This window comes from Propionivibrio pelophilus DSM 12018, from assembly GCF_059569095.1.
The window spans coordinates 16,140-35,539 of record NZ_JCANUT010000041.1 but is presented as its reverse complement, the minus strand read 5'-3'; the positions used below and the strand labels follow the sequence as shown (position 1 = coordinate 35,539).

Annotated in this window: 19 protein-coding genes and 2 tRNA genes; 4 read left to right on the top strand and 17 right to left on the bottom strand. The window is 58.1% G+C overall.

All coding sequences use genetic code 11. The features are described 5' to 3' along the window. Positions 1-122: IS3 family transposase (locus BO74_RS15170; protein WP_496443219.1), on the top strand; the 122-nt coding region annotated here is incomplete at its 5' end. A gap of 267 nt (positions 123-389) precedes the next feature. After that, complete coding sequence (locus BO74_RS15165) at positions 390-1,112, top strand: HNH endonuclease (protein ID WP_496443216.1); 723 nt, start codon at positions 390-392, stop codon at positions 1,110-1,112. Between the two features lie 44 nt (positions 1,113-1,156). On the opposite strand, the gene BO74_RS15160 is transcribed toward BO74_RS15165, so the two are convergent. From BO74_RS15160 to BO74_RS15085, 16 genes are all read right to left on the bottom strand, one after another. Then, a complete protein-coding gene (locus tag BO74_RS15160) occupies positions 1,157-2,023 on the bottom strand; it encodes a restriction endonuclease (RefSeq protein ID WP_496443215.1) in 867 nt (288 codons plus the stop codon). A gap of 319 nt (positions 2,024-2,342) precedes the next feature. After that, complete coding sequence (locus BO74_RS15155; protein WP_496443214.1) at positions 2,343-2,600, bottom strand: helix-turn-helix transcriptional regulator; 258 nt, start codon at positions 2,598-2,600, stop codon at positions 2,343-2,345. A 487-nt stretch (positions 2,601-3,087) separates the two neighbouring features. Next, a tRNA-Pro gene (locus BO74_RS15150) sits at positions 3,088-3,164 on the bottom strand. A 39-nt stretch (positions 3,165-3,203) separates the two neighbouring features. Then, on the bottom strand, positions 3,204-3,566 hold the full coding sequence (locus tag BO74_RS15145; RefSeq protein ID WP_496443213.1) for a MerR family transcriptional regulator: 363 nt from the start codon (positions 3,564-3,566) through the stop codon (positions 3,204-3,206). Beyond that, positions 3,550-3,858 carry an integration host factor subunit alpha gene (locus BO74_RS15140; protein WP_415169443.1) on the bottom strand — a complete coding sequence of 103 codons (309 nt, stop codon included), beginning with the start codon at positions 3,856-3,858 and terminating at the stop codon, positions 3,550-3,552. Before BO74_RS15140 ends, BO74_RS15145 begins: the two co-directional genes overlap by 17 nt. 5 nt (positions 3,859-3,863) lie before the next feature. Next, positions 3,864-6,239, bottom strand: a complete 2,376-nt coding sequence (pheT, locus tag BO74_RS15135) for a phenylalanine--tRNA ligase subunit beta (RefSeq protein WP_496443212.1) — start codon at positions 6,237-6,239, stop codon at positions 3,864-3,866. A gap of 24 nt (positions 6,240-6,263) precedes the next feature. Continuing rightward, positions 6,264-7,310 carry a phenylalanine--tRNA ligase subunit alpha gene (gene pheS / locus BO74_RS15130; RefSeq protein WP_496443211.1) on the bottom strand — a complete coding sequence of 349 codons (1,047 nt, stop codon included), beginning with the start codon at positions 7,308-7,310 and terminating at the stop codon, positions 6,264-6,266. 65 nt (positions 7,311-7,375) lie between these two features. Beyond that, positions 7,376-7,735: a 50S ribosomal protein L20 gene (rplT, locus tag BO74_RS15125; protein WP_496443210.1), complete on the bottom strand. Its 360-nt coding sequence runs from the start codon at positions 7,733-7,735 to the stop codon at positions 7,376-7,378. A gap of 11 nt (positions 7,736-7,746) precedes the next feature. Next, positions 7,747-7,944 (bottom strand): 50S ribosomal protein L35, encoded by a 198-nt coding sequence (gene rpmI, locus BO74_RS15120; protein WP_305074519.1) that lies wholly within the window; start codon positions 7,942-7,944, stop codon positions 7,747-7,749. Between the two features lie 94 nt (positions 7,945-8,038). Then, positions 8,039-8,554: a translation initiation factor IF-3 gene (gene infC / locus BO74_RS15115; protein ID WP_496443218.1), complete on the bottom strand. Its 516-nt coding sequence runs from the start codon at positions 8,552-8,554 to the stop codon at positions 8,039-8,041. 32 nt (positions 8,555-8,586) lie between these two features. Then, positions 8,587-10,503: a threonine--tRNA ligase gene (gene thrS, locus BO74_RS15110; protein WP_496443209.1), complete on the bottom strand. Its 1,917-nt coding sequence runs from the start codon at positions 10,501-10,503 to the stop codon at positions 8,587-8,589. A gap of 250 nt (positions 10,504-10,753) precedes the next feature. Then, positions 10,754-10,830, bottom strand: a tRNA-Val gene (locus tag BO74_RS15105). 122 nt (positions 10,831-10,952) lie between these two features. Next, on the bottom strand, positions 10,953-11,117 hold the full coding sequence (locus BO74_RS15100; protein ID WP_496443208.1) for a hypothetical protein: 165 nt from the start codon (positions 11,115-11,117) through the stop codon (positions 10,953-10,955). Between the two features lie 52 nt (positions 11,118-11,169). After that, positions 11,170-13,044: a putative bifunctional diguanylate cyclase/phosphodiesterase gene (locus BO74_RS15095; RefSeq protein ID WP_496443207.1), complete on the bottom strand. Its 1,875-nt coding sequence runs from the start codon at positions 13,042-13,044 to the stop codon at positions 11,170-11,172. A 1-nt stretch (position 13,045) separates the two neighbouring features. Beyond that, positions 13,046-13,597, bottom strand: a complete 552-nt coding sequence (locus BO74_RS15090) for a YfiR family protein (protein ID WP_496443206.1) — start codon at positions 13,595-13,597, stop codon at positions 13,046-13,048. An 8-nt stretch (positions 13,598-13,605) separates the two neighbouring features. Next, positions 13,606-15,576, bottom strand: a complete 1,971-nt coding sequence (locus BO74_RS15085; protein WP_496443205.1) for a TonB-dependent receptor plug domain-containing protein — start codon at positions 15,574-15,576, stop codon at positions 13,606-13,608. Positions 15,577-15,818: 242 nt separating this feature from the next. On the opposite strand from BO74_RS15085, the gene BO74_RS15080 reads away from it, so the two are divergent. Next, complete coding sequence (locus BO74_RS15080) at positions 15,819-17,438, top strand: methyl-accepting chemotaxis protein (RefSeq protein WP_496443204.1); 1,620 nt, start codon at positions 15,819-15,821, stop codon at positions 17,436-17,438. Between the two features lie 120 nt (positions 17,439-17,558). Then, positions 17,559-18,098: an NAD(P)H-dependent oxidoreductase gene (locus BO74_RS15075; RefSeq protein WP_496443203.1), complete on the top strand. Its 540-nt coding sequence runs from the start codon at positions 17,559-17,561 to the stop codon at positions 18,096-18,098. A 59-nt stretch (positions 18,099-18,157) separates the two neighbouring features. On the opposite strand, the gene BO74_RS15070 is transcribed toward BO74_RS15075, so the two are convergent. Then, positions 18,158-19,390 carry a DUF1015 domain-containing protein gene (locus BO74_RS15070; protein WP_496443202.1) on the bottom strand — a complete coding sequence of 411 codons (1,233 nt, stop codon included), beginning with the start codon at positions 19,388-19,390 and terminating at the stop codon, positions 18,158-18,160. Positions 19,391-19,400: the final 10 nt, after the last annotated feature.

Here is a 19,400-nt window from a genome sequence, read left to right as displayed (position 1 = left end):
GGCAGGAAATCACCGAGTACATTGAAATCTTCTACAACCGAATTCGTAAGCAGGCGAGACTGGGCTATCTGTCGCCGGCACAATTCACCCAGCAATACCATGCAAAACAGATAGCCGCTTAACCCGTTGGACTCTACGGTTGACGACCTACCTCAGGTCGCGGTGAGCGTGTTCGAAGTAGACCCGGCGCCTTTCAAATCGACCACCTTGGTCAAGGCCAGAAGGGAGCTCAAGGCTGCTCCAGCCGGCTACAAAGGACGACCTTCGTGACGCGACGGTTGGCCTCAATGATGGAGGGCTATGGCCTTCTTCGAAATCTTGAATGCACGTCGCCCGTTGATAGCTGACGTAATGCGAGGCGGCGATAACTAACAAGTGGGAAATGCCACATGACCCCTATCATGCGCTTGCGCCTGGAAAAAGCGGCAGCAGACTGCGGCTTTGAGCGTACCCCCATCCTTTCCAGCAATGACATCATGGAATTGCGCTCCGCACAGTTTCCTGAAGTGCTCCTGATTCGCGTTGAGGGAGAGAATGGATTTCTTGTAGAAGCGTCGTCCCCGATGCTTCTCGACAGGACTGCGGAGGGAGTGGCGCGGGTGAAGGGCATAGATGAGCTGTACCCGGTTCTGCAGCGGGCGTCGGTCGTAGCGCGCACTATGCCCAACCGAGTGGCAGACCAGTTTCGTCGTGAGAAACAGCATTTACCCCAAAGCACCGAGGCAGAACGCCTTGTTATCCAACGCGTTGGGCAGAACCTGTTTCGGAATGCGCTATTTGACTATTGGGAGGGGCGTTGCTGTGTTACTGGTTTGACCGTTCCGGGATTGCTCCGGGCCTCACACATCAAACCATGGGCAAAATGCGGGAGTGACGATGAGCGGCTGGATGTTTTCAATGGTCTACTTCTCGCGCCACACGTCGATGCGCTGTTCGACGGCGGCTGGATTTCGTTCTCGGACGAGGGGGGCTTGCTCGTGTCCGAAGCTTTGCCTTATTCGGCCAAAACTCAGCTTGGGATATCGCCGACCTGGACGTTACGGGAGCTCAAATCAGCTCACATGACATACTTGGCATTCCATCGAGCCAATCAGCTTCGAAAGTCCCCTTGAGCGTACAAGCTCTGTGTCGCTAACCGATAAGGGGCAATAGCTGGCTACCCCCGTATACCTCGGCACGCGGGAAACGTTGAGCATCCCCAAAACGTTCGTCCGGCATTTGCGCCGGCCTTGGCAGTTCGCCGAACCATGGGGCTTCCGCACTTCGGGCATGCCGGTGCGGCGTCTACTGTCGGTCCAGGCAAATTACGGGGTTCTGATTGGTGAGACACAATTGGCACTGCCGCATTGGATGCAATCAGTGAACGCAGCTTTCGGGCATCGACGAGGCGAATGGAGCGGCCCTCAGCGAAAGCTTTGGCTTCTTGCGTAAATTCTCCTGAGGCCACGACATAGCCACCGACAGCGTGCTCGGCCGACATGACACCAAAAAGCTCTCGAACAATAGCAACGCCCACTTTTAAGGACTTCCATTGCTTGCATTGAACGAGATATTTGTCGTTCCCTTGATGTAGCTCGAGGTCGACGCCACCGTCTGGACCGTCTCCACCGCGTTCGACCACTCGGTATCCCTGGCGCCGAAAGGTCTCGGCGACCAATCCTTCAAATTCACGCCAGCTCATCTTTTCAAGAGCACTGGATGAGCGGTCCGAAGCGACTTGTGCGTGCAGGGCTGTTTGTCGCTTGCGCTTGATGAATGAGACCAACGCGCCAATTAGTAGGCCCGTCGGAATGATGTACTGCAAGAACGTCGCAAGTGTCGTGGTCAGGCTCTGTCCGACGCTTTCCCCTATTGTTTTTCCAAGCGACTTGAGTTCGGCCGGATTGGTTGGTAAAGGTGTGCGCGTCGAAAAGTAATGGAAGATGAGGTACGCAACTATCGCTAGAACCACGCCGACTTTCCACGGTAGTTGCGCCGCAATGTCGATGATGTCCTCAAACGCCGATGTTTTCTTGCGGGCCATGATAAGTGCCGAATCACATAAGAAGGCGCAATTGTCATCCCCGACTGCATAAAATGGCAAGCCAAGGTTCGGTTGCTGAAATGGCAAATAGGCGATGAGGCGCGCGCTTCAATTTCACAAAAGGTGCCTACTTACGAGGAATCAGACACAGTCAGCATTCAAGGGTTGCCCGAGTGCATTTCTGAGTTTTGATGCTGGGTTTCGTAGTTACGCATTGCAAAGTCTGCGTCCGCGCATCCACAGCCAGCACCCAGAGCCGACAGATGATGCGCGATTTCTCTGCGCTGAGGTGCGGGAGCGCTTAAGTCAAAGCAGCACCTTACCACTCACTATTCTGGTAAGGGTCAAAGTCCTTGCTCTTCAGACTGGCTGAATAACGAATCGCGGACAGGTATTTAAACAGCGTACCGACACTGCAGCGATGCGGTTCTGTTTCCAGCAGCGAAACGGTTTTTTGTTGCAGCCCGACCAAAGCAGCGACCTCTTTTTGCGTCAGTCCGCGGTCCTTGCGCAATCCGCTCAGCGTTCCAGCGAGTTGTTGGGCGCCTGGAATCGGAAATGTTGGCCAATCTTTCATTGCTGAATATACCTTATAGGGTATATTCTCATTCTATACCCCATGAGGTATATTTTGCAAGTCAGTCGGGCGGGGTTTCGCGCCTTGCGGTAATTCGCGCGCCGCGCATCCGTGCCAGGGTGGGCCAGAATAACTGGCTGAGACTTGTACTCGTGAATTTGGATGTCTGGGGCAATGGCGTCCTTTCCTTTCGCCCAAACGTCGAACGGGAAGAGAGAGGGAGAGGGTGTGTGCAAAAAACAACACTGCTACCATTCTTTGGCTTTGCTTTGCACCGTAATCGCCTCGTTTAAAGTTTCAGACCTAGACTGGATTTACTGGGACAAAAAACTTGTCCCAATTTTGTCCCAGCAAAACGACCAATACAGACCACCGTAGACGAAAAAACCCGCGTCCTTGCGGAGGCGGGTTAGTCGATAACAGTCTGATTTATATGGGGTTTATCAGTCTGTAGTGGTTTGGAGTGGTCAGCTCCAGAGTGATGCTTTGGTCGGGGCGGCGGGATTCGAACTCGCGACCCCTTGCACCCCATGCAAGTGCGCTACCAGGCTGCGCTACGCCCCGACAAGCCCGTAATTATATCTTAAAAAGGCTTTGTTTGTCTTAATTCCGGAGTATTTCGATGATGCTGCACAATTCTCCGCGGAGCGATTCTAATGAGACTTCCTGGCGACGATCATTGCTGTTTTGGGGGGCCTCCAAGCGGTTTCTCGCGCCACTAATGGTGAACCCCTGGCTGTACAGTAGTTCACGAATACGTCGAACGAGGAGTACCTCATGATGTTGATAATAACGACGGTTGCCACGGCGCTTTACCGGTTTGAGTTGGCTGAACTCCTGTTCCCAGTATCGGAGTACGTGTGGCTTGACGCCGCACAGTTCGCTAACTTCTCCAATCGTGAAATAACGTTTGGCCGGAATAGGGGGCAAAGGCTCTTCCGGAGAGTCTTTAGGATTGTGTTCCATTATAGGAAAGCTCCACTTCACCCTTCAGTTTCTGGCTGGCATGGAATGTTACGACTCGTCGTGCAGTGATGGGAATCTCTTCGCCTGTTTTAGGGTTACGCCCCGGCCGTTGCGGTTTGTCGCGGAGTTGAAAGTTTCCGAATCCCGAGAGTTTTACGCCATCACCACGTTCCAGGGCATTCCGGATTTCTTCGAAGAAAGCCTCCACCATGTCTTTGGCTTCACGTTTGTTGAGACCGACTTTTTCGAACAGCAAATCGGCAAGTTCTGCTTTGGTGAGCGTCATGTCAATTCCAGTTAGACGCGAAGCTGTGCCGCGAAGGACTGGTTCAGATAGGTGATGAGTTGCTGCATTGCCGAGTCTACTTCCGCGTCTTGCAAAGTTCTTTCAGTATCTTGCATAACTATGCGGAAAGCAAGACTTTTTTTCCCCTGCTCAACGCCTTTCCCGGTATAAATATCGAACAATTTGACCTCTTTTACGATGGCTGGGGAATTGGCGGAGAGGCCATCGAGAATGAGTTGAAAGTCCAGTTTCTGGTCAACGACGATTGCCAGATCGCGGTAGGCGGGCGGTTGTCTGGATACCTCCGAATAGTTGGGGAGCCGGGCGCCTGTCAGTGATTCCAGGTCAAGTTCAAAAACGACTGGAGCAAGTGGCAGATCATACTTCTGGACCCACTGCGGATGCAGTTCGCCAAGAATGCCGATCTGTTTTTCTCCAACGAGGATTCGCGCGCTGCGCCCGGGGTGCAAGGCGGGGTGTACGACTCTCTCGTAGCGTGCCGTCATGGGCGCAAGTAGCAATTCAATGTCACCTTTGATGTCGTAGAAATCGACTTGTCGCGCAGTGCTTCCCCATTGTTCCGGAAGCGCGCTGCCGTATGCGATACCTGCGATTTTCCAGGGTTGGTTGAATCCCTTGACGGGGGTGCCTTGTGACTCGCGGAAGAAGCAGCGGCCTGTTTCGAACAGACGGACACGACTCTGTTTTCGCTTGAGGTTAGTCTGCACATTCGCAACCAGGCCGCCGATCAGTGTCGAGCGCATGACCCCCATCTGACTGGCGATCGGGTTGGCAAGGCAGATCAGCTCGTTGTTTGAAGCGAAATCCTTTTCCCACGATTCGTCTACGAACGCAAAGTTGACGACTTCCTGAAAGCCCAACCCTGCCAGGCTCTGACGGATACGGGAAACAGGAAGGCGATCTTCCGTCTGCAGAAGCATCGACAGGCTTGCTTGAGGCGCTTGGGAGGGGATTGCGTCGTAGCCATGGAGACGCGCGATTTCCTCGATCAGGTCTTCTTCGATCTCGATATCAAAACGATAGCTTGGCGGTGTGACGATGAAATCGTCACCATCATGCACAAACGAGAATCCCAGGCGGGAGAAAATATCGGTGACCTCCCCCGTGGTGAAGACGACGCCAAGAACCTTGGCGACGCGTGCCAATCGCAACCGGACCTGCTGTCGTGGAGGGGGAGACGCTTGTGCCTCACAAAGAGGTCCGGCCTGGCCGCCACAGATCTGAAGAATCAGTTGGGTGGCGCGCTCGAGTGCTGTCCGTGTGCCGCCGAAATCCACGCCGCGCTCGAAACGGTGCGACGCGTCCGAGCCAAAACCGTAACGGCGGGCGCGCCCGGCAATCGCCTTCGGTGCGAAGAAGGCGGATTCGAGGAACATCTCGGTCGTTTCAAGCGAAATGCCGCTCTCGTCGCCCCCCATGATACCGGCCATCGCCAGCGGTCGTTGGTCGTCGGCGATCAGCAGCACGTCATCCTGGAGTTGGAGCATTTGTTCGTTCAGGAGTCGTATTTCCTCTCCGGCGCCGGCGAAGCGTGCGTGGATCGCGCCGGTGAGTTTGGAATTGTCGAAGGCGTGCAACGGCTGACCGAGTTCGAGCATCACGTAGTTGGTGATGTCGACGAGGGCGGAGATCGAACGGATACCGCTGCGCTCAAGTCGACGCCTCATCCACTCCGGTGTCGGGCTCTTTGCATTGACGCCGGAAATGACCCGTCCGCAATAAAGCGGGCAGGCTTCAGGGGCGTCGAGGATGATTTCTCGCCTTATAACAATGGTTGCCGGAGATGCATCTATCTGCGGGTATGTTGCCGACGTGGTTGTGAGCGCAGACACCTCACGGGCAATCCCGGTGATCGAGAGGCAGTCGGCCCGGTTTGGCGTGAGCTTGAGGGTCAGCAGCCGGTCGTCAAGGTCGAGGTACTGGCGGATGTCTTGTCCCACCGGCGCATCGTCGGCAAGCACGAGCAGTCCGGATGCCTCGTCTGAAATCCCGAGTTCCTTCGCCGAGCAGAGCATCCCCGAGGACTCGATGCCGCGGACTTTCGCGATCTTGATCGTGAAGTCGCCCGGGAGTTTGGCTCCGGGCAGGGCGCAGGGGACCTTGAGGCCGGGGGCGACGTTGGGTGCTCCGCAGACGATTTGCTGCGGTTCGCCATTGCCGATGTTGACGCGGCACACATTGAGTCGATCCGCGTCCGGATGCTTGGAAACCTCGAGAACTTCGGCGACGATGACGTCGTTGAAGGCGGGGGCCACGGTTTCCTCTTCCTCGACTTCAAGTCCCGCCATGGTCAGCAGGTGCGAGAATTCCTTGCCCGATACGGCCGGATTGACGAAGGTGCGCAGCCAGGATTCAGAGAATTTCATGGGTGATCCGTTTCAACAAAACCGTTAGACGAACTGGCGGAGGAAGCGCAAGTCGCCGTCAAAGAACAGGCGCAGATCGTTGACGCCATAGCGCAGCATGGTCAGGCGGTCCGGGCCCATGCCGAAGGCGAAGCCGATGTACTTTTCCGGGTCGATTCCAACGTGGCGCAGAACGTTCGGGTGCACCATGCCGCAGCCGGCAATTTCCAGCCAGTGCCCCTTCAGCGTGCCACTCATGAAGGCGACATCGATTTCAGCGGAAGGCTCGGTGAACGGGAAGAAGGAAGGGCGGAAGCGTACCTGCAGGTCGTCGCTTTCGAAGAAGCGGCGAAGGAAGTCGGCAACTACACCTTTCAGGTCAGCGAAACTGACGTTCTCGCCGATCCATAAGCCTTCGACCTGGTGGAACATCGGGGAGTGCGTGGCATCGGAGTCTACGCGGTAAACTCGGCCGGGAGCGATTACGCGAATCTCTGGCATTGTTTCCAGATGCGCGTATTTTGCGACGTGCGCCTGCATGTAGCGGACCTGGATCGGACTCGTGTGCGTACGCAGGAGAATGTCCTTGGCGACCTTGCCGTCCTCGTCAAGCAGGTAAAAAGTATCGTGCATCGAACGCGCCGGGTGATCCTCGGGGGTGTTCAATGCAGTGAAATTCTGGAAATCGGCCTCGATCTCGGGGCCGTCGGCGACTTCGAAGCCGATCGAGTGGAACAGTGCTTCGATGCGTTCGAGTGTTCGCGTCACCGGATGCAGGCCGCCACGTATTTCTCCCCGGCCGGGGAGTGTGACATCCAGCGCTTCTCCGGCGAGACGGGCTTCAAGCGCCTGTTTCCGGATGGCTTCGCGGCGGGCGGAAAGTGCCCCTTCGATGGTTTCCTTGGCGCGGTTTATCGCTGCGCCGGTCGATTTTTTTTCCTCGGGGGGGAGCTTGGCCATCCCCTTGAGCAGTTCGGTAATCTGTCCGCTCTTGCCGAGATACCGAGCCTTGATTTGCTCGAGGGTGTCTGGATCGTCCGTTGCGGCGAATGCGGCAGCGGCATCTTGCGCGATTTGATCAAGGTTCAGCATGGGATTTTCAACGTCTATGAGAAAAAAAAGGAGGCACGAGCCTCCTTTTTCTTGTGCTCGTACGGCTATACGCCGAGTTGCGCCTTGGCCTGCGAGGCCAGTGCTGCGAATGCCGGCTTGTCAAAAACAGCCAGATCGGCCAGAACCTTGCGGTCGACTTCGATCTGGGCCTTCTTCAGACCGTTCATGAAGGTGCTGTACTTCATTCCAAGTTCACGGGCTGCCGCGTTGATACGGGCAATCCACAGAGCGCGGAACTGACGCTTCCTCTGCCGGCGGTCACGGTAGGCATATTGACCGGCCTTCATCACCGCCTGTTTGGCGATGCGGTATACGTTCTTGCGGCGACCGCGGAATCCCTTGGCTTGGACAAGTACTTTCTTGTGGCGCGCGCGCGCCGTTACACCACGTTTTACTCGGGGCATTTATCGTCTCCTTATGCGTAAGGCATCATGGCGTGAACCATGGCTTTGTCGGAGTCATGCACTCCGGTCATGCCGCGCAACTGACGCTTGGCCTTGGTCGTTTTCTTGGTCAGGATGTGGCGCTTGAACGCCTGGCCACGCTTGACGCGGCCGCTCGCACTGACCTTGAAGCGCTTTTTGGCGCCGCTCTTGGTCTTCATCTTGGGCATTGAATGCTCCTGTTTATAAACATGGAATCAGGTGTTTCCCGACGGGAATACTTTTTAACCCGAAGCCACTTATGAGTACCGCAACTGCAAAAAACTACTTCTTTTTGGTTGGTGCCAGAATCATCACCATCTGGCGCCCTTCCATCTTTGGCATCTGCTCGACCGTTGCAACGTCCTGCAAATCGCTCTTGATCCGCTCGATCTGGCGCATGCCGATTTCCTGGTGGGCCATTTCGCGGCCGCGGAAGCGCAGGGTTACCTTCACCTTGTCTTCTTCCTGCAGGAAGCGCGTCATGTTGCGCAACTTGATCTGGTAGTCGTTTTCATCCGTGCCGGGACGTAGCTTGACTTCCTTTACCTGAATCTGCTTTTGCTTCAGCTTTTGTTCGTGCTGACGCTTCTGCTCCTGGTACTTGAATTTGCCATAGTCCATGATCCGGCATACCGGCGGTTGCGCCATCGGGGCGATTTCAACCAGATCCACGCCGGCCTCTTCCGCCAGATAAAGCGCTTGTCTGGCGCTCATGATCCCTAGAGCTTCTCCCTCGGCGCCCACCAGGCGAATTTCCGGGGAGTTGATCTCCTCATTGACGCGATGCGACTTTTGCAGTGCGATGGTTTCGCTCCTTGTTCCGATAAAAATTAAGCCGTGCCACTTCGCGCAACGACTTCCTGCTGAAGTCGTCCGATCAGGGCCTCAATGGTCATTTGTCCGAGATCCTGACCGCCGCGTGTACGCACGGCAACCAAACCCGCTGTCATTTCCTTGTCGCCTACGACGATCAGGTAGGGCAGCTTGTTCAAGCTATGTTCGCGTATTTTATAGGTAATTTTCTCGTTCCGCAAATCGCTTTCGGCGCGAAGGCCTGCTGTCCGTAGCGTATCCGTAACATGCTTGGCGTAGACTGCCTGCTTCTCGGAGATGTTTAGAATGGTTGCCTGGACGGGGGCAAGCCAAAGCGGCAGGGCGCCAGCGTAGTTTTCGATCAGGATGCCGATGAAACGCTCGAGCGATCCGAGGATGGCGCGGTGCAGCATGACGGGCGTGTGGCGGGCGTTGTCTTCGCCAACGTATTCGGCATCGAGACGTTGTGGCATCGAGAAGTCGACCTGAATGGTTCCGCATTGCCAGGAGCGGCCGATGGCGTCCTTGATGTGGAATTCAATCTTCGGGCCGTAGAAAGCGCCTTCGCCGGGTAGTTCGTCCCATTCGAGTCCCGATGCACGGAGTCCTTCGCGCAAGGCGAGTTCAGCCTTGTCCCAGACGTCGTCGCTGCCGACGCGTTTTTCCGGCCGCAGGGCAAGCTTGACGGCAATCTCATGGAAGCCGAAATCGGCATAGACCTTGCGGACAAGCGCGTTGAACGCGGTGACTTCAACTTGGATCTGGTCTTCGGTGCAGAAGATGTGGCCGTCATCCTGGGTGAAGCCGCGAACACGCATGATGCCGTGCAGCGCACCAGAGGGTTCGTTGCGGTGACACGAGCCGAACTCGCCGTAGCGCAAGGGGAGGTCACGGTAGCTGCGCAGGCCGGTGTTGAATACCTGGATGTGGCCCGGGCAGTTCATCGGTTTGATCGCGTAGTCGCGCTTCTCCGACTCGGTGGTGAACATGTTGTCCTTGTAGTTCGCCCAGTGGCCGGATTTTTCCCAGAGAGTGCGGTCAAGAATCTGCGGGCATTTGACTTCCATGTAGCCGTTGTCCTGATAGACGCGGCGCATGTATTGCTCGACCTGTTGCCAGACGGCCCAGCCCTTGGGGTGCCAGAAAATCATTCCGGGCGCTTCGTCTTGCAGGTGGAAGAGGTCGAGTTGGCGGCCGAGGCGGCGGTGGTCGCGTTTTTCCGCTTCTTCGAGCATCGTCAGGTAGGCGTCCTGTTCTTCCTTTTTTGCCCAGGCTGTGCCGTAGATCCGCTGCAGTTGCTCGTTGTTGTGATCGCCACGCCAATAGGCGCCGGCGACTTTCATCAGCTTGAATACTTTGAGTTTTCCGGTCGAAGGGACGTGCGGCCCGCGGCACAGGTCTACAAAGTCTCCTTCACGATACAGCGAGACTTGCTGCCCTTCCGGGATTGCCGCAATCAGTTCGGCTTTGTAGTGTTCGCCGATCGACTTGAAGAACGCCGTCGCTTCGTCGCGATTCCAAACTTCGCGGGTGACGAGGGTGTCCCTTTTTGCCAGTTCGGCCATGCGTTTTTCGATGGCGGCCAAGTCCTCCGGGGTGAAGGGGCGCTTGAAGGAAAAATCGTAGTAAAAGCCGTTTTCGACGACCGGGCCAATGGTGACCTGTGCTTCAGGGAACAATTCCTTGACTGCGTAGGCGAGCAGGTGGGCGGTGGAGTGGCGGATGATCTCGACGCCTTCGGGGTCCTTGTCGGTGACGATCCCGAGCGTGGCGTCGGAGTCGATCAAGTGGCTGGTGTCGACGAGGTTTCCGTTCAGTTTGCCGGCCAGAGCGGCTTTGGCGAGGCCGGAACCGATGTTTTGGGCGACTTCGGCAACGGTGACGGGCTGAGCGAATTCCCGTTGCGAACCGTCAGGCAGTGTAATGACCGGCATGATGTAATCCCAGAAATGAAAAAGCCAGAGAATTGCTCTGGCTTTCGAAATTTTACTTGGCGCGGCTGGAAGGGCCAGAAAAACGCTATCCGCCGGAATTCAAGGGGTGCCAGCGGGCCAGGCCGACAATTTTAGCGTATGGCGCGATCTTTTGGAAGCGAAGGCCGGGCTGGGCGGAGCTTGACGGCTGGTGTCGTGCGGAAAAGAAAAACCGCAGCAAGCGAACTTAACGCCTTGCTGCGGTTTGTGTTGGTAGGCGCGATTGGAATCGAACCAACGACCCCCACCATGTCAAGGTGGTGCTCTAACCAACTGAGCTACGCGCCTTCCGTGCCACTGAATTTTCTGCGGCATCGAAGAAGGACCGCATTATAAGGTGCTTTCTGGCCAAGTCAACGTTTTTTCGAGAAAAGGTACCTTTCCCTTCCAAGAGGTTTCATCTGCGTGGTTCATGTGGCGTGTGTTCCGTGTTTTTGAAGACGGCCCCATGTCGGTGCATATGCACCAATGACGGATCTGAAACCTCTTGTGGATACCTTTCTGAAGATGGCTTCGAGCGCATAGGGCGCTATGGCGCCGAGGGTGATCAGCGAGAGCAGTTCTTCGGGTTCCATGTTTGCCTCCAATTCGTCGTGATGAACTATTGGAAGCAATTTGAATGCCTGGCTATTGCGCGGCGGAATGGCTCGTAATGAACGTGGCGAGATCCTTGCGGGGTAACGGGCGGCTGAACAGGTAGCCTTGCAGGACGTCACACCCATGCTCAGTGAGGAAGCGGGCTTGGGCGTCCGTTTCGACGCCTTCTGCAACGAGGCTGATACCAAGGGCTTTAGCCATCTGGATGACGGCCGAGACGATGGTGGCATCGTTCGTGTCGCCGGGAAGCCGTCTGATGAAGGATTGGTCGATTTTCAGGGTGCTGACCTGGAAACGCTTGAGATAACCAAGCGAAGAATAGCCGGTGCCGAAGTCGTCGATCGCCAGCGAGAAGCCGGATCGATGGAATGCGTCCAGCACGTCGGCGGCGCGTTCGGCCATCAGTGCGTTTTCGGTAATCTCGAACTGAAAACTGGTGATTTCTTCTCCAAACTGCCGGATGGTTCGGCAGGCGTTCTCGACGATGGTGTTGCCGCGGGTGAGCTCGCGTGGTGAGACGTTGATTGCCACTTTGTCGATGTCGATTCCTTGCTGCCTGAGCCATGAGATGTCGCAGCAGACTTGGCGGATAAGCCAGGCGCCCAGATCGACGATCAGGCCGGTTTTCTCCGCGACCGGAATGAACTCCGCAGGGGAGAGTGGCGTTCCGTCAGGCCGCGTCCAGCGTGCCAGCGCTTCGACGCCGACGATTCGGCGGGTCTGCGCGCAGATCTGTGGCTGATAGGCGACGTACAACTCGCCCGTGTTGTCTTTCAACGCCTGACGCAAGGCCGCTTCGACATGCAGGGTTACCCGGATTTTCTGGTTGATATCTTCGGAAAAGAACTGGGCGCGGTTCTTGCCATGTGCCTTTGCCTCGTACATGGCCATGTCTGACCAGCGGATCAATGTTTCGGGATCGTCGCTGTCGCTTGGCATCATCGTCATGCCTATGCTCAAGCCGACGTGGCTGGGGATTGGCTCGGTCGGGAAGGGGGCTTCGATGGCCTTGATCATTTTTTCTGCCAATGCGTCGACGTTTTCCGGTTCTCCGATCATGAACAGGATGGCAGCGAACTCGTCGCCACCGACTCGGGCCAGAATGTCGTCGGCGCGCATGACGCTCTTCAGGCGGGCAGCAATCATTTCGAGCACCTTGTCGCCCATCGGGTGTCCGCACAGGTCGTTCACCTTCTTGAAGTCATCAACGTCGATTGTCAGCAGGGCAGCGTTTTGTCCTTCGCGTTTGACGCGGGTGATCGCTTTCTTCAGTTCGTACTCAAAGAAGCGTCGGTTGGGGAGTCCGGTGACACGGTCGTACAGCGCCATCTGCTCAAGCTGGCCTTCCGTCAGAGCCATTTTCTTGCGCAGGGAGGCAGTAAAACGTCGCGCCAGGATCAGTGCGATCAGTCCGATCACGATCAGTCCGCCAGCGTAGACCAGAAGGTTCAGATACAGTGGCTTGTGCGTGGCGAGCAGGAGCAGCGAACCGACACGGGTGCCGTCATGGGCGATCTCCTCTCGCACGAAATGGGAAATGAAATCGCTTTTGCCGTTCGCGACTTCGGAGTTGTCTGGATCGATGGCGTCGGGGAACTGTGCCTGCGGGTCGTTAATCAGGGCGAACAATCGGCCGTCGGCCTGATAGATTGCTGCGCCGAGGATGCGCGGGGTCTTGCGGATTGCGCTGAGGTTCTCGTAGGCGGCCTTGTTGTCGCCGAACACCAGTGCCGCCGCGCTGTTGGTGGCGATGATCGCGGCTTTGCTGTGTACTTCCTGATCCAGTTGCCGGTACCCGGACAGGTACTGATAACTCATCAGCAGGAGAAAAGTGATTAGCGCTGCAACCGCAGTCGTGATCACACTCAGCCGCTTCGTGTAGCGCGTGTGCGCGAGGACTTCCATGCTATTCGATGACCTTTCTGGCCAAGCGAAGCGCTTTCGAACTGATTTTCAACCCGGCCTCCTGCGTGTTGCGCAGATTGATATCGAAGACCACGTGGCCGTCACTCAGTTCCAGATTCAACATGCCCCCTTCGGGGAATAGGTCCGGCGTGTCGCCGGTAAGGAGAACGGGCGTGCCACGAACTGCGGCCAGTATCTGTGGCAGGCGCTCCCGCTCTTCCGATGACAGGTAGGCAACGTGACAGCCGAAAAGCGCTTGGAGTCGCACCTTCCGGACGTCAATTGTCCGGTTGCGTATGGTTTTCCCTTGGGCTTTGGCAAGTGCAGAGGCGACCGGGCTATCGGTAATGAAGCAGATCGTCAGTTGGTTTCCAGGGGAAGGACCTTGGGTTGGCCAGTCAACGAACATGGCCATATTGATGATGATGGCCGCCTTGAGATCGGGTTCCGATGCCTTCATCTGCGCTTGCGCGTCGTTCAGTGCAAGAAGCCCCAAGATGACGAGCGTGGAGGCGATCAGTGACCGAAGTCGGTCGAACGGCTGGAGGATCATGCCATGACTCAAAACGGTAGCGTCCAGCGCATCATCAACTGGCGGCGGTTCTGCTCGATCGCACGCAGGTCGAGGTAAGCGCCGGCGGGGTCATGGTAGCGTCGGTCGCCGACGTTGTAGATTGCCAAGCTGAACTGGCCAAATCCGGCGGCCAGCGGTGAGGTGATCTTCAGATTGACAATGCCGTAGCCGGGAACATCGCCGTTGTAGCCCTTGCGCGACGACAGGCCGAGCACTTCGCCGGAAGCGGTCCAGCCAGCGCCGAGCGGTGCGTCGGCGATCAGCTTCCCGGTAAGCTTGGGCGAATCGGCCAGCGATTCGCCGTCTTCGATCCGGCTCTGTTGCCAGCCGATGCTGCCGCGCAGGCGATAGCCCGTGGCCCAGCGGTTTTCGGCTGACAACTCGACGCCGTGGGCGTGGACCTTGTCAAGGTTGGCGTAGGTCGAGACGCCCTGATCATCGGTGATTTGGTCGATCATGTCGCTGATCGTGTTGTCATAGATGCTGATGCCGAGCTGGCTGCTTTGTCCGAAGCGGTAGAATGCCGCCAGTTCGCGGCTGACGATGCGTTCGGGATCGAGATCCGGATTGGCCGATTGCGTCACGTCCCCGTCATGGTAGAAGCGCTCGTAGGCATTGGGGAAACGATAGGCCTGGCCAACGATCCCTTTCAGGGTCAGGCGCGGCGTAGTCTGCCAGATCAACGCCAGACGGGGCGAGGTGGCGCTGGAGAACTCGCTGTGTGTGTCATGGCGCAGGCTGAGGTTTACGAGCCAGTCGGGGTGGAATCGCCATTCGTCCTGCAGGAAAACGCTCGCGGTGCGCGAGGGCTCGTTACTGTCGAGGATGACGTTCTTCGGCCCGGTTTCGTAGTAAATCTGCTCGACCTTGGTGTTCCATTGGGCATCGACGCCGACGATCAGGCGATGATTCGTGAAGCCACCGTAGGTCAGCCGATATTCGCCGCCGTGCCAGGTGGTCGTTGCGCGGTCGCGGGAGTCCGGGTCGGCCTCATAACGGTAGTTGCCGTCATAGGTGTAGTGGCCGCTATACAGGCGAAATGCGGGGGTCCATCCGCCGGATTCATCCCCGTCGTAGCGCAGTTCGACCAGACTGTTCTCGTCACGTGACCACGTTCCGCTGGCGCCGAACTCGGTACCCCACGGGGCCGTCGCCAGATCCTTCTTGCGCGAACTGAAATTGCCGGCCAGCCGCCAGTTGCCCCAGCGGTATTTGGCATACAGCTTGTGGTACTTCTCGCCGTCAAGGCGGCTCGCCTTGCCGTTGGTGATGCCGTCGTCGAATTCCGGGAAATACAGGTTGTCGCCATCCGCCTTGTAGGCCGAGAACCCGACGAACCAGTCGCGGTCGGCGTCAACTTTCTGCCCGGAGACCACGCCGAGCCGCCGCGTTTGTTCCGTACCGGCATCGAGCGTGGCGCGTGTACGGTTAATGTCGCCGCCATCAAGCATGACGGTGTTGACCGTGCCGAAGAGCGCGTTCGGGCCGTAGACGGACGAGGCCGGGCCCGGGACGAATTCGATGCTCTTTATCCAGTCGATCTCGACCGGCGATTCGTTGCCGAGCATCGCCTGGTCGAACAGCGGATCGTTGCGGCGGGCGCCGTCGGTCAGCAGCAGAATGCGCGTGCCGTAATCGCCGGGACGATTGAAACCGCGCACGCCGAGGTAGGTGTAGTTGCGGTCGTTGCTTGAATAGACGCCGGGAACGGTCACCAGCGCTTCGGCGACGTTGCGGTAACCGTGCTGGCGCAATTCGGCTTCGTCGATCACGGTGACGGATGCCGGTGCTTCCGAGAGCGTTTGCGCGTAGCGCGAGGCGCTGACGACCTCGACCTCGACCTTGAGCAGCTGTTCCAGCGAGAGTTCCGTCAGGTCGCCGGTGTTGCCTTCAGTGGCCCAGGAAGCAGCGGGTAGCGTGCAGACGGCGAGCGAAAGGAGTGTTTTGCGATAACTCATGGGGTTTTGTCGTTGTCCGGCGCCGTGGTCGTCGCCGCGAAAGCGAGTGTGCTACAGGACGTTGGGGGTGTCCAGCAGTGTGCGGGGAAGAATTTCTTTCGATTGGCTGCTACCATGCAGAACAAACTTCAACAGAGCTCGGTCCTCAACAGAGCTCGGTCCAATAGTAGTTATTCTGCGGGTCGATGGGTTGGGCGTTCGGTAGTGCTCAGACTACATACAAAATAAAGTGAGGGGAAAAAATGAAACTATCAAGGCGGCTTGCCGTTATCGTCATTTGTTCGGTGCTGGGACTGATTCTAATGGCCGGTTTCGGCCTAAGTTCCTTACGCTCGACGATGCTTGAGGATCGGTACAACGAAATTCGCACCGTGCTTTCCCTTGCGGCGCATCAAATCGATTATTTCAAATCGCTGGAAAAGGACGGAAAACTGTCGCGCGATGAGGCACAAGCCAAAGCCGTCGAGGCGATGACGGCGCTACGCGATGGGAAAACCGCCTACATCTGGATTCGCACAACAGGTGCGATGGCCTTGGTGCTTCCAGGTAATCAAAACGAAGGACTGGGCAAGGTTGATTTCGGGAAAAAACTACCGGATGGCCGCTTTGATTTTCAGCGCTACCTGGATTTGTTGTCATCTAGCCCCTTTGGTTTTGTTGAGATTGCGGTCAAGAAACCCGGCTCCGATCAAGTGCTCCCAAAAATCAACGGGGTGACCAAAATCGAGGGCTGGGACTGGGTGGTCGGCTACGGAGCGTGGGTCGATGATATCGATGCCGCTTTTTGGCGCCAGGCTTGGAGTTACATCGGCCTTGGTGTGGTCATGCTGGCGATTGTCGTCGGTCTGGCCGTGGCCATGGCGCGCAGTATTTACAAGCGCCTTGGCGGCGAACCGGATTATGCGGCGGAAGTAGCGCAGGCGATTGCCGCCGGCGATTTGAGCCGCCAACTCGACGGGCGGTTTGGCGGAGACAGTCTGTTGGCTTCTGTGGCGCGCATGCAGACCAGTCTGCGCGACATGATCGAGGGTATCCAGAAAGGCTCAGTTCTGCTCGGGCAGGCGGCTTCCGATCTGACCGGTCAGATGGAGCAGATCAACGATGCTTCCGTGCATTCCGAGGAAGCGACGTCGTCGACGGCGGCCGCGGTCGAGGAGTTGGCCGTGAGCATCGACCACATTTCGAGCAGCGCTCGCGAAACCGAGGAAAACTCGGCGCGTTCGAGCACGCTGGCCGAGGATGGCGAGAAAATGGTGAACCGCGCTTCGGATACGATTCAGAGCGTTTCGACGATGGTGGCCGAGGCTTCCGGACAGATCGAAGGGTTGCTTGAGCGCTCGCGCGAAATTGACAGCATTGCGGCGGTCATCAAGGATATCGCCGACCAGACGAATCTGTTGGCGCTGAATGCCGCCATCGAGGCGGCGCGGGCCGGCGAGCAGGGGCGCGGTTTCGCGGTTGTTGCCGATGAGGTACGCAAGCTGGCCGAGCGCACGACCAAGGCGACCGAGCGGATCACGCAAATGATCGGTGCCGTGCAGACCGATACTGGCGCGGCGGTGAAGAGCATGCAGTCAGTGACGCCGCAGGTGGCGCGTGGCGTTGAGCTGGCCGGTTCGGCTGCCGCCGCCTTGCGTGAGATCAACGCCGGTGCGGCGACGACCTTGAGCAATGTGCGCGAGGTCGCCAATGCGACGGCCGAGCAGAGCCAAGCCAGCACCAGCGTCGCCCAGAACGTCGAGCGTATTGCCGAAATGGTCGAAAAATCGGCGGCCTCGGTGCGTGCAGCGAACGAAAACGTTCGCTCGCTCGAAACGCTGGCGAACCAGTTGCGCGATTCGGTTTCGCGTTTCCGTCTCTGAACGCGGTTCGTTTCTGAGCAATCGAAGGCCGAGCTTCTGCGCGGCCTTCGTTGTTTTTGCAGGGCCGGCGCGGTTTTTGCGGCAGTTGGGGCTTTTTGCAACAAAGTGAGGAAGTCGACCATGTCCGAAATTAACGTCACAGTGCTTTGTGGCAGTCTGCAACGGCCTTCGCGCACGCTGGTGCTGTGCGAGGCGTTGCTGGCGAAGCTTGGCGAATGTCGCACAATCGTGCCGCATGTGTTGGAAATAGCACAATTCGGGCGGGCGATGGGGGCGTGCCTGCAGCGCTGTGAATTGCCGCCGGAAATTCTCGGCCATCTGGCCGCCGTCGAGTCGGCGGATGTGCTGATCGCCGCCAGTCCGGTGTATAGCGCGACCTATACCGGGATGTTCAAGCATTTCGTCGACTTCTTGGGCATGGACGCGCTCGCCGGGACGCCGACGCTGCTCGCGGCGACCGGGGGCAGCCCCTTGCACGGCTTGATGATCGACCAGCAGATGCGGCCGCTGTTCGCCATGAAGCAGGCGCTGACGCTGCCGCTCGGTGTTTATGCCACCGAGGCGGATTTCACCGATTACCGGATCAGCAGTCCGGCACTGGAGAAACGGATCGCGCTGGCGGTCGATCTGGCCTTGCCGTTCCTGCCGGGAAAGCCCTGAAAACGAAACGCCCCGAAAAGCCGTGGCGGCCGTTCGGGGCGTGGTTGCGTCGGTGATTCTTAATCGAGCACGTGCGAGGCGAGGCCGTCGGCCAGCTTCGGCTCGAACCAGGTCGATTTCGGCGGCATCACTTCTCCGGCGTCGGCGACCGACATCAGTTCGGTCAATTGCGTCGGGTGCATGGCGAAGGCGACGGCCATTTCGCCGCTGTTCACGCGCCGTTCCAGTTCCGGCAGGCCGCGGATGCCGCCGACGAAATCGATGCGCGTGTCGCGGCGCAGGTCGGCGATGCCGAGGATCGGGCCGAGGAGTTGTTCCGAGAGGACGGAAACGTCGAGGCGACGCACCGGGTCGGCGACCGGGACGAGGTCCGGGTTGATCGCGAGGTGATACCAGTGATCGGCGAGGTACATGCCGCAGACGCCGGTGCGTTCCGGATGGACCGGTTTGTCCGACGGCGTCACCGTGTAGTGTTGGCTGACCGCCTTGAGGAACGACTCGACGGAATGGCCGTTGAGGTCGCGCACGACGCGGTTGTAGTCGAAGATGCGCATCTGGCGGGCCGGGAAAATGACGGCCAGGAAGTGTTCGGCCGACTCCGGTTGGCCCTTGCCGCGGCGGGCGGCAGCGACACGCGAGGCGGCGGCGGAACGGTGATGGCCGTCGGCGATGTAGAGGTTGGGCATCGCGCCGATGACGGCGCTGATGCTGGCGATCGTCGCTTCGTCATCGATCAGCCAGACGGTGTGCTTGATGCCATCGTCGGCGGTGAGGTCGGCGATCGGCGTGCCGGCGGTGGCGTCGGCGATCAGTTTTTCAGCCTCGTCGCTGTCCGGGTGGGCGAGCAGGACCGGGCCGGTCTGCGCGTTCAGCGCCTCGATCTGGCGGACGCGGTCGTCTTCCTTGTCCGGGCGGGTGAACTCGTGCTTGCGGATGCGGTTGCTGTCGTAGTCGGCGACCGAGGCGGCGGCGATCAGGCCGGTCTGGACGTGGTTGCCCATCACCAGCCGATAGGCGTAGTAGCAGGGCTTGGCTTCGCGGATCAGGATGCCCTGGTCGATCAGCTTCTGCAGGTTTTCCGCCGATTTGGCGTAAACCTCCGGCGCGTAGTGGTCGATGTCCTCGGGCAGGTCGATTTCGGCCTTGGAAATGTGCAGGAAAGAATACGGCTTGCCATCGGCGCGGACGCGGGCTTCCTCGCTGGACAGCACGTCATAGGGTGGCGCGGCAACGGCGGCGGCGTGCTCGGGACGCGGGCGCAGGGCCGTAAAGGGGCGAATCAGAGGGCGCATCGGTGTTTTC

Bases quoted from the DNA above. Each gene is read 5' to 3' on its own strand.
- BO74_RS15165 (WP_496443216.1), top strand. From the start codon at position 390: ATGACCCCTATCATGCGCTTGCGCCTGGAAAAAGCGGCAGCAGACTGC.
- BO74_RS15160 (WP_496443215.1), bottom strand. From the start codon at position 2,023: ATGGCCCGCAAGAAAACATCGGCGTTTGAGGACATCATCGACATTGCG.
- BO74_RS15155 (WP_496443214.1), bottom strand. From the start codon at position 2,600: ATGAAAGATTGGCCAACATTTCCGATTCCAGGCGCCCAACAACTCGCT.
- BO74_RS15145 (WP_496443213.1), bottom strand. From the start codon at position 3,566: ATGGAACACAATCCTAAAGACTCTCCGGAAGAGCCTTTGCCCCCTATT.
- pheT (WP_496443212.1), bottom strand. From the start codon at position 6,239: ATGAAATTCTCTGAATCCTGGCTGCGCACCTTCGTCAATCCGGCCGTA.
- pheS (WP_496443211.1), bottom strand. From the start codon at position 7,310: ATGCTGAACCTTGATCAAATCGCGCAAGATGCCGCTGCCGCATTCGCC.
- rplT (WP_496443210.1), bottom strand. From the start codon at position 7,735: ATGCCCCGAGTAAAACGTGGTGTAACGGCGCGCGCGCGCCACAAGAAA.
- rpmI (WP_305074519.1), bottom strand. From the start codon at position 7,944: ATGCCCAAGATGAAGACCAAGAGCGGCGCCAAAAAGCGCTTCAAGGTC.
- thrS (WP_496443209.1), bottom strand. From the start codon at position 10,503: ATGCCGGTCATTACACTGCCTGACGGTTCGCAACGGGAATTCGCTCAG.
- BO74_RS15100 (WP_496443208.1), bottom strand. From the start codon at position 11,117: ATGGAACCCGAAGAACTGCTCTCGCTGATCACCCTCGGCGCCATAGCG.
- BO74_RS15095 (WP_496443207.1), bottom strand. From the start codon at position 13,044: ATGGAAGTCCTCGCGCACACGCGCTACACGAAGCGGCTGAGTGTGATC.
- BO74_RS15090 (WP_496443206.1), bottom strand. From the start codon at position 13,597: ATGATCCTCCAGCCGTTCGACCGACTTCGGTCACTGATCGCCTCCACG.
- BO74_RS15085 (WP_496443205.1), bottom strand. From the start codon at position 15,576: ATGAGTTATCGCAAAACACTCCTTTCGCTCGCCGTCTGCACGCTACCC.
- BO74_RS15080 (WP_496443204.1), top strand. From the start codon at position 15,819: ATGAAACTATCAAGGCGGCTTGCCGTTATCGTCATTTGTTCGGTGCTG.
- BO74_RS15075 (WP_496443203.1), top strand. From the start codon at position 17,559: ATGTCCGAAATTAACGTCACAGTGCTTTGTGGCAGTCTGCAACGGCCT.
- BO74_RS15070 (WP_496443202.1), bottom strand. From the start codon at position 19,390: ATGCGCCCTCTGATTCGCCCCTTTACGGCCCTGCGCCCGCGTCCCGAG.